At 66.2% G+C, this 10,609-nt stretch carries 2 protein-coding genes; one reads left to right on the top strand and one right to left on the bottom strand.

From position 1 onward, the window contains the following. Positions 1-95: 95 nt before the first annotated feature. On the bottom strand, positions 96-1,721 hold the full coding sequence (locus tag FBZ90_RS18155; RefSeq protein WP_145734289.1) for a fumarate hydratase: 1,626 nt from the start codon (positions 1,719-1,721) through the stop codon (positions 96-98). A gap of 758 nt (positions 1,722-2,479) precedes the next feature. On the opposite strand from FBZ90_RS18155, the gene FBZ90_RS18160 reads away from it, so the two are divergent. Continuing rightward, positions 2,480-10,609, top strand: an 8,130-nt coding sequence (locus tag FBZ90_RS18160) for a hypothetical protein (RefSeq protein ID WP_145734291.1), incomplete at its 3' end; no start/stop codon positions are given.

Raw genomic sequence — 10,609 nt, forward strand, 5'->3', positions numbered from 1 at the left:
ATGATATGGCGTCACGGAAATGAAGAAGGCCGGCCCCGATGGGGCCAGCCTTCCTTTTTCAAAAGGCCATCCTGATAACGAATACGCTATCGAAATCAGGTGAATTCCTGGAAGAAGTCGTTGCCCTTGTCGTCAATGACGATGAAGGCGGGGAAGTCTTCAACCTCAATACGCCAAATGGCTTCCATGCCCAAATCCTCGAAGGCGATGCATTCAACCTTCTTGATGCAATCCTGGGCCAGGCGGGCCGCGGCGCCGCCAATGGAACCCAGATAGAATCCGCCGTGCTTCTTGCAGGCCTCACGCACCGCCGGGCTGCGGTTGCCCTTGGCCAACATGACGAAGGAGCCGCCCGCCGCCTGGAACTGGTCGACGAAGCTGTCCATGCGGCCGGCCGTGGTGGGACCGAAGGAACCGGAGGCGTAGCCGGTCGGCGTCTTGGCCGGGCCGGCGTAATAGATGGGGTGGTTCTTGAAATAGTCCGGCAAGGGCTGCCCCGCCTCCAGCGCGGCACGCAGGCGGGCATGGGCGCTGTCGCGGGCCACGATCAGCGGACCGGTCAGGGAGACGCGGGTACGGATCGGATAACGGGACAAGGTCTCGCGGATCTCGGACATCGGCCGGGTCAGGTCGATCTTGACCACCTCGCCCGCCAACTGGCTGTCATCGATCTCCGGCAGGAAGCGGGCGGGATCGTGCTCCAGCTCTTCCAGGAAGATGCCGTCGCGGGTGATCTTGGCCAGCGCCTGGCGGTCGGCCGAGCAGGACACGCCGATACCGATGGGCAGCGAAGCGCCGTGGCGCGGCAGGCGGATGACCCGCACGTCATGGCAGAAGTACTTGCCCCCGAACTGCGCGCCGATGCCCATGGTCTGGCTCAGCTTGTGGACGGCGGCCTCCATCTCCAGGTCGCGGAAGGCATGGCCGCTTTCCGAGCCCTGGGTGGGCAGACCATCGTAATAGCGGGCCGAGGCCAGCTTGACCGTTTTCAGGTTCATCTCGGCGCTGGTGCCGCCGATGACGATGGCCAGGTGATAAGGTGGGCAGGCCGAGGTGCCCAGCGACTTGATCTTCTCTTCCAGGAAGGGCAGCAGCCGATCCGGCGCCAACACCGAGGGCGTGGCCTGGAACAGGAAGGTCTTGTTGGCCGAACCGCCGCCCTTGGCCATGAACAGGAACTTATAGGCGTCCTCGCCCTCGGCATAGATGTCGACCTGGGCGGGCAGGTTGGTGCGGGTGTTCTTTTCCTCATACATGGACAGGGGCGCCACCTGGCTGTAGCGCAGGTTGCGCTTGGCGTAGGCGTCCAGCACGCCGCTGCCCAGCGCGGTTTCGTCGCCGCCCTTGGTCCAGACGCGGCGGCCCTTCTTGCCCATGACGATGGCGGTGCCGGTGTCCTGGCACATGGGCAGGATGCCGGACGCGGCGATGGACGCGTTCTTCAGCAGATCGAGCGCCACGAAGCGATCGTTGGGCGAGGCCTCGGCATCATCGAGGATGGCGCGCAGCTGGGCCAGATGGCCGGGGCGCAGCAGGTGATTGATGTCGATGAAGGCCTGCTCGGCCAACAGGCGCAGCCCCTCGGGCTCAACCTTCAGAACCTCTTCCCCGTCGAAGGTCGTGGTCGACACATGGTCGCTGGTCAGCTTGCGGTAGCTGGTGGCGTCCTTGGCCACGGGGAACAGCGTGAACTCCCGGCTTTCACCGCCGACGTCTGGCATTGGGGGCACTCCCGACTATTGGGCCCAATTGATCTGGCCCGACTGGCCTGGCCACGGGCGGCTCCCGCGGCCGGCCGGGACCTTACGCCACCCACCCTGCCCTGTCATCTGCGCCGCGCGCGCACCATCCACCCCAAGATTCGCTCGCCTTGCCGCCAAGCCGCAACCTTAAGGGGCAAAATATGCGTTTTGGTTCTCGGTTATAGGCGGTTCCGTGACCGTCATTCCAAACCCGAGCCAACGCATCAGGATAGGTTGATCAAAAAAATGTGGATTCCGCCGCGGCGCGTCCCCTGTCACCCGAAAGGTGAAGAAGTTAAGAAACGATAAAATGTGACGCTGCCTACTCCGGTATTTTTGCCAATATACCGATTCCAGGATGCGCGAATCGAGAGGTAAATATCGAAAACACACCAAAACGGCGCAACTCGTATGTTAAATGTGATAAGCGGTGACATCAGATAATGGTTAAGAAGCGTTAACCAAATACTTTTGCACCCACCACGATAGTTGAAGTCCCGGAAGATACAATTGACAGGTATTGGCCATCTATCTCAGAAGACGGTAGCGACCCTGCCTCCTTTGGGCAGGTCCGGGCCGGGGCGGGGAAGCCTTGGTTTCTGGCAAATCGACGGTTGGGCTGACTGAAAAAAGCGGATTTGGGCGTGGGGGCGGTTTCCCCCAACGGCATCCCAAAGGCCGCTTTCTTGGTCTCCCGACGTGGCGATGCGCAAACCAGTGGTTGGGAGTCAGGTGGCATGGCGAAGTACACGAACACGCGCGCTCACGGGAACAAGAAGACTCAACAGGTCATCCTGCTGGGCGCGTCGGCATTGGCCATCAGCGCGGGCCTGGCCGCGCCACGCCCCGCCCAAGCGTCCAATTGCGGCAGCTTCTCCACCACCTCCACCGTCGGGTCGGCCGCCAACTGCACGTCCTTCGTCTGGACAGGCACCCTGGGCACGGTCATCAACAACGGCACGCTGGTGGCCAACAACACCGGCAGCACCAGCAATTACGCCGGTTTCAGCATTCAGGGCGGCAAGACCCTGACCGCCCTGATCAACAACAACACCATCGGCGGCACCGGCGCGGCGGGCGGCATCGCCGCCATTGTCCTGACGGGCACCCCCACCTACACCACCACCAGCGGCACGATCAGCTACGGCATCAGCGCCTACACCACCATCGGTTCCATCGTGAACAACGCCGCCGGCACCATCCGGTCGGATGGCGGCTACGGCGCCATCCGGATGATGAATGGCGTGAAGGTTGCCGGCTTCACCAACGCCGGCACCATCCTGGCCAATGGCAACAGCGCCTTGAACCTGACCGGCGCCAGCATCGGCACGCTGACCAACAGCGGCTACATCTACAGTTCGGTTGGCGGCGCCATCGACGTCGACGTCATCACGACGATCAGCACCGTCGGCACCATCATCAATAGCGGCATGTTGAGGGGCAACAGCGGCGGCACCGGCGCCGTGAACGTGTTCGGCGTGGTGGGCTCGGTCAGCAATTCCGGCACCATCCTCAACGATTCCGGTCCGGGCGTGGCGGTTAGGAACTACGGCGGCTTCGGCCCCACCGCCATCTACCACAGCCATGTCGGCCAGGACGCCACCCTCTCCACCCTGACCAATTCGGGCATGATCAGCGGCACCGTCGGCGTTTCCATCGGTGCCGGCGGCTCGATCGTCAGCTTGGTGAACGCCAACACCGGCACCATCCAGGGCGGCATCGTCATCGCGAAGACGACCGGCAATGCGTCGGTGACGCACAATGGCTATCTGGGCGCCTTGTCCAACGCCGGCGTGATCATCGGCAACGTCGTCAACAATTCGTCGACCCCCTTGAGCATCACGGGCGGCACGGGCACGACGCTCGGCACCTTCACCGGCGCGTCGGGCAAGGGCTCGATCATCAGCACGCTGGGCAACATCGTGATCACCGGCGGCAACCTGCTGCTGAACGACAATATCAACGTCGGCAGCGGAACGGTGATCAGCCAGGGCACCAACCTGACCATCGCCGCCGGTTCCACCATCACCGGCAACTATTACAACACACTCTCGACCAACACCCTCACCACCAGCGGCCTCACGGTCACGGGCCGCGTGACCCTGATCACCGGCACCATCGTCCCGTCCTTCAGCAGTGCGGGCAACTACATCGTCGGCACGGCCGCCAGCCTGATCTATTCCCCCACCGGCATTTCCAACCTCGGCTCGGCCTTCGCCGCCGTGCAGGCGCCCACCGGCGCCCATTTCTCCAATATCGGCGCCAGCGGCACGACGCTGATCTATTACAACCCGCTCATGGACTACGTGGGCGGCGCCGTCGCCTCGGTGAGCATCGGCAGCACGGCGCTGGCCGGCATATCGACCATCTATCCCACGGCGCTGTACATCGCCAGCACGGGCACCCTGGGCACACTGACCAACACCGGCACCATCCGCGGCGATATCGTCAACCTCAGCGCTAACGACCTGTCCATCCGCGGCGGCACGCTGACCACCATCGGCACCCTGACCGGCTATTCCAACTCCATCGGCACCATCAACAACACCAACAGCAATGTTGTGCTGGCGTCCGGCAACCTGCGCATCAACGATATCCTGAACGTCGGCACCAACACCGTCATCAACAGCGGCGCCAACCTGACCTTCGGCACGCTCGGGACCATCAGCCTGACGGGCAACTTCGCCCAGACCTCCGCCACCGGCACACTGGCGCTGGGCACCAACCTGCTGTCCATTTCCGGCGCGGCCAACATCGCCGGCACCGTGCTCAGCAACTTCACGACCACCGTGAACCACACCGTTGGTGAGGCCATCACCCTGGTTTCCGCCGCCGGCGGCCTGAGCCTCAGCTATGGCACGCTGACCGGCGTGGTCCGGGGGTCGGGCACCGGCATCAACGTGACGGGCACCACCACCAGCAACAACCTGCTGGCCATGGTGCAGAACTATTATATCGCCGGCACCTACGGCACGATCACCAACGCCGGCACCCTGACCTCCACCTCGGCCGTCTACGTCGCATCCACCGGCACGCTGGGTGCCGTGTCGAACACCGGCGTCATCCAGGGTAATTTGATCAACAACAGCGTCCGCGACCTGACGCTGCTGGGTTCCAGCGGCGCCGGCTTCGGCACCTTCACCGGCCTCTCGGGCACGGCCACGGGTTCCATCGTGAACACCGCCAGCAACGTGACCTTGTCGGGCAACGTGCTGCTGAACGACCATGTCAACGTCACCGGCCACACCTTGGTGAACAGCGGTGGCAACCTGTACCTGACCACCGGCATCAGCGTCACCGGCAATTACAGCCAGACGGGCGGCACGCTGGCGGAGCTTTCGGCCCTGGGCGGCGGGCAGCTGATCGTCAGCGGCGCCGCCGTGGTCAACGGCGCCAACTACACGGTCGTTGGCGCCACGGGCGCCTATCACTACCTGCAGGGCCCGGCGGGGGGCACGCCCATCATCTCCGGCGGCGTCGGGTCCAGCTACACCAGCATCACCTACGACAGCGGCATCACCGGCCTCACCCTGGGCGGCTATACCCAGGGGACCAGCCTGTGGGGCACCATCCTCAACGATTATGTCGGTGACAGCCTGGGGTCCATCGCCATTGGCGGCGGCACCGTCCTGGCGGCCCAGGCCGGCGTCCAGACCCTGATTTACATCAGCGGCGCCGGCACCCTGGGCACCCTGTCCAACAGCGGCACCATCCAGGGCAATATCGCCAACAACGGCGGCGCCGACCTGAACATCCGCGGCGGCAGCGGCGCCACCGTCGGCACGTTCACCGGCGTCGGCGGCAGCATCGGCACCATCACCAACACCAATAGCAATGTGGTGCTGAGCGGCGGCAATCTGCTGCTCAACGACAACGTCAACGTCGGCAGCCACCTGCTGTACAACACCGGCGCCAACCTGACGCTGGCGAACGCCCAGACCGTGACGGGCGGCTATCTGCAGAACAACGCCAACGGCACGCTGACGCTGAACGCGGGCGCCAAGCTGGTGGTCACCGGCGGCGCCACCATCAGCGACGGTTATATCGTCACCAGCAGCTTCAACGCGTTGGCCAACCATACCATCGGCGAGTCCCAGAACCTGGTCGAAGGCGGCGCCGGCTCCAGCTACGCCACGATCAACAGCGGCAACGTATCGGTGGTCCGTTCGGGCGTGTCCGGCCTCGCAGTGGGCGCCGCCGTGTCCGGCAACACCCTGTCGGCGGCTGTGCAGAACGACTATTTCGGAACGACGACGGCGGCCTTCACCAACAGCGGCGCCCTCGTGCTGAGCAGCATCAGCGCCGCTTCCGCTGCGCTGGTGGTGGCCAGCACCGGCTCGATCGGCCACCTGACCAACACCGGCACCCTGAACGCCGAGGCGGTCAACGGCTTTGGCGTCTATCTCCTGACCAGCGGCACCCTGGCGGCCACCATCGGAACGCTGAGCAACAGCGGCCTGATCGCCGGCCGCAACGGCATCGCCAACTTCGGCGGTGTCATCGGCACCATCGACAACAGCGGCCAGATTCTGGACAGCCTGCCCAACTCGGGCATCTACAACGGCAATATCATCAGCCTGGTGAACAACCAGGCCGGCGGCACCATCGCCGGCGCCTACGGTGTCGCCAACAACGGCACCATGGGCGCGATCACCAATGCCGGCCTGATCCAGGGCTCCGTCAGCAGCGGGTCGACCACCGCCGTGGGCGTGGCCAACTTCGGCAGCCTGGGCAGCCTCAGCAACAGCGGCACCATCCAAGGTACCTCCACGCACACCGCGTTTGGCGTTCAGAACAGCGGCACCTTGAACGCGCTGGCCAACACCGCGGGCGGCACGATCACTGCCACCGGCGCCATCACCAGTGGCACCAGCAACGTCGTCGCCGGCGTGCGGAACGGCGGCAGCATCGGCACGCTGGCCAACAGCGGCCTGATCACCGTCTCCGGCGCCAACACCGTCACCGGCTTCAACGTGATTGCCGGCATCGCCAACATGGCCAGCGTCATCGATACCTTGTCCAACGCTGGGACCATCGCCGCCTCGGGCACGGTGTCCGACCTCACCCTCTCCCGCCAGGCGGGCTTGTTCAACGCCGCGACCATCGGCACTCTCTCCAACAGCGTCGGCGGCCTGATCAGCGGCCAGGTCTATGGCCTGGACAACTTCACCGGCGGCACCATCACCCAGCTGCTGAACGCCGGCACCATCACCGCCAGCGTCCACACCGCCCTTTTCAACGAGGGTGTGATCGGCACCCTGAGCAACAGCGGGACGATCCAGGGCCAGACCGCGCTGCGCCTGGGCAGCAGCGGCACCATCGGCACCTTCACCAACAGCGGCACCATCGCCGGCTCCATCCTCAACGGCGCCTCCACCGCCCTCACCATCGGCGGTGGCGCGGGCACGGTGGTGGGCGTGCTGACGGGTGCCGGGGGCGGTTTGGGCAGCATCGGCAAGGGCCGGATCACCAGCACTGGTGCCAACCTGGTGTTCAGTGGCGGCAATCTGCTGTTGAATGACGACATCACCGCCACCGGCCAGACGGTGGCCAATAGCGGCGCCTCGCTGCGGTTGGCCAACAGCGTCAGCATCACCGGCAACTACACGCAAGGCGCCACCGGCACCCTGCTGCTGGGCAGCGGCGCCATCCTGACGGTCAGTGGCGCCGCCGCCATCACCGTGGGCACGGTCACGTCCAGCGGCTTCAACGCCAGCGGCAACTACCTGGCCGGCGGCAGCAACGTCACGCTGGTGGCCGGCGGCGTCGGTTCGTCCTACAACACCACCGTCGTCGCCGGCGGCGGGATCACCGGCCTGGGCCTGACCGGCAGCGTGTCGGGCAACAACCTTCTTGCGGTCGTCGGCAACGATTATGTCGGTGGCAGCCTGGGCAGCATCAACAACACTGGCTCCCTGTCCTACAACGGCGCCCAGACGGGCGCGGTCTACGTGGCCGGCACGGGCAGCCTGGGAACCCTGGTCAACAGCGGCACCATCGCCGGCTCCATCGCGGTGGAGGTGGCGGCCGGCGGCACGCTGGGCCAGGTGGTGAACAGCGGCCTCATCAGCGGCAACCTGGTGAACCTGTCGACCAACGTGCTGACCCTGGCGGGCGGCACGGTCACGGGCACCTATTCCGGCGGCACCATCGTCAGCACCCTGGCCAACATCGCGCTCACCTCGGGCAGCGTGGCCTTGAATGACGCGGTCAATGTCGGTGCCGGCACCTTGGTCAACAGCGGCGCCTCGGTCCTGCTGAACACCGTCTTGGGCATCACCGGTAATTACAGCCAGACCGCGGGCACCCTGACGCTCAACGGCACCGGTCAGTTGGCGGTCAGCGGCGCCGCGTCCCTGACCGGCGGCACCATCGTCACCACCAACTTCGTCAGCACGGGCAATTACCTGGCCTCCGGCCCGGGCACCACGCTGGTGTCCGGCGGCGTCGGGTCGAACTACGCCGGTGTCAGCATCTCCAGCGGCGCCATCTTCGGCCTGGCCGTGGGCGGCAGCACGAGCGGCACCAACCTGGTGGCCGTGGCGCAGAACGATTACGTCGGCGGCAGCTTGGCCAGCCTGGGCAACACCGGCAGCATCGGCGGCGTGCTGTACGCGGCCTATGTCACCTTTGGCGGCACGGTGGGCACGCTGAACAACAGCGGCACCCTGGCGGGCGTGGGCGGCAGCACCACGGCGGCGGGCGTGCGCAACGCCGGCAGCATCGGCACGCTGTCCAACAGCGGCGTCATCCGTGTCACGGGCGCGCATTTCAGCGACGCCGTCTTCAACACCGGCACCATCGCCACGCTGCTGAACGCCGGCGGCACCATCGCCGCCACCGTCAGCGGCGCCGGCGTGGAGAATATCGGGTTGATCGGCAGCCTGGGCAACAGCGGCACCATCATCGGCGCCAGCTATGGCCTGGAGAACACCGGCACCATCGCCACGCTGAACAATAGCGGCCTGCTCAGCGGCAACACCGCCCTCAACAACACCGGCACCATCGGCGTCCTGGTCAACAGCGGCAGCATCGGCGGCAACCTGGGCCTGTACCAGCACGGCGCCGTCATCGCCACCCTGGTCAACAGCGGCGTCCTGGGCCGCAACGGCGGCGTCTTCGCCAGTTCCAGCATCGACACCCTGATCAACAGCGGCACGCTGCTGGGCACCCTCAACAGCACCGGCGCCCTGATGCTGTCGGGCACCGCCACCCTGGGCACGCTGGTCAACAGCGGCGTCATCAACGGCAACATCACCAACAACGGCGGCGGCGACCTCACCATCGGCGGCGGCGGCGGCGGCACGGTGGGCACGTTGACCGGCGGCATCATCAGCAGCCCGTCGCACAATGTGGTGTTCAGCGGCGGCGCGCTGGCGCTGGGCGACGCCCTCAATGTCGGCGGCAACACGGTGGCCAACACCGGGGCCACGCTGACCCTGGCCTCCGCCATCAGCATCACCGGCAACTACAGCCAGTCGTCGGGCACGCTGGTGATCAACCCCGGCACCGGGCAACTGGTGGTCAGCGGGGTCGCCAGCATCGGCGGCGGCAAGATCAGCGCCAGCCTGTCCAGCACGGGCAACTATCTGGCGGGGGGCAACTACACCCTGGTGCAGGGCGGCGCCGGCTCCAACTACACCGGCGCGGCCCTCACCGTCACGGGCGGGTTGGCGGGGCTCAGCGCCGGCACATCCATCGCCACCATCGGCGGCAATGTCGACCTGCTGCTGGCCGTCAACAACGACTATGTCGGCGGGACGCTGGCCACGCTCACCAACACCGGCACCATCAGCGCCAATACCGGCATCCATGTCACCAACGGTGGCTCGGTCGGCGTCGTCACCAACAGCGGCCTGCTGAACGGCCGGTATGCCTTCATCAATCAGGGCAGCGTGGGCACCCTGGTCAACACCGGCGTTATCGCCGCGGGCAGCACCGGGGTCCAGGGCCAGGGCAACTACGGCACGGTCGTCAACAGCGGCACGATCAGCGGCGTCAGTGTGGCCGTGGCCTTCGGCGGGTCGGTCGGCACCCTGGTCAACAGCGGCCTGATCAACGGCTCGCAGGCGCTCTACATCGGCAGCATCCTGGGCACGCTGGTGAACAGCGGCACCATCGCCGGAACCATCAACAATGCCGGCGGCGGCCCGCTGACCATCGTCGGCGGGACGGGCGGCACCATTGGCACCCTGACCGGCCAATCCGGCGCTGTCGGCGCCCTGGCCAGCAACGCCAACGTGGTGCTGGCCTCGGGCAGCCTGCTGCTGAACGACCAGGTCGTCCTGGGCGGCAACACCCTGTCCAACATCGGCGCCTCGGTGCGGCTGGGCACACTGATCAGCGTCACGGGCCAGTACAGCCAGACGGCCGGCACCCTGGATGTCGGGACGGGTCGCCTGGCGGTCAGCGGTGCTGCCAGCATCACCGGCGGCACGGTCGTGGCCACGCTGTCCGGTACCGCCAACTACCTGGCGGGACAGATCAGCTCCACCACCCTGGTGACGGGCGGCGTCGGCTCCAACTACACCGGCGCCAGCGTGGCGGCGGGGGGCGTGACCGGCCTGGCCGTGACCGGCACCACCAGCGGCACCAACCTGGTCGTCGCCGGGCTGAACGACTACATCGGCGGCACGCTGGGAACGCTCAGCAACAGCGGCACCATCAACGCCGGCAACGCGGTCTACGTGGCGGCGACGGGTAGCCTGGGCAGCTTCACCAACAGCGGCGCGCTGCTGGGCGCCACGGCGGCCTTGAGCAACCTGGGCACCGTCGGCTCCATCCTCAACGGCACCCTGGGCACTCTCGGGGGCACCCTGGGGGTCATGACGGGCGGCGTGGGCGTGGCCAACGCCGGCAGCATCGGC

Origin of the sequence: Nitrospirillum pindoramense, assembly GCF_007827955.1 — a bacterium.
GTDB classification, from domain to species: domain Bacteria; phylum Pseudomonadota; class Alphaproteobacteria; order Azospirillales; family Azospirillaceae; genus Nitrospirillum; species Nitrospirillum amazonense_B.

Coding starts and splice junctions, on each gene's coding strand:
- FBZ90_RS18155 (WP_145734289.1), bottom strand. CDS start 1,721: ATGCCAGACGTCGGCGGTGAAAGCCGGGAGTTCACGCTGTTCCCCGTG.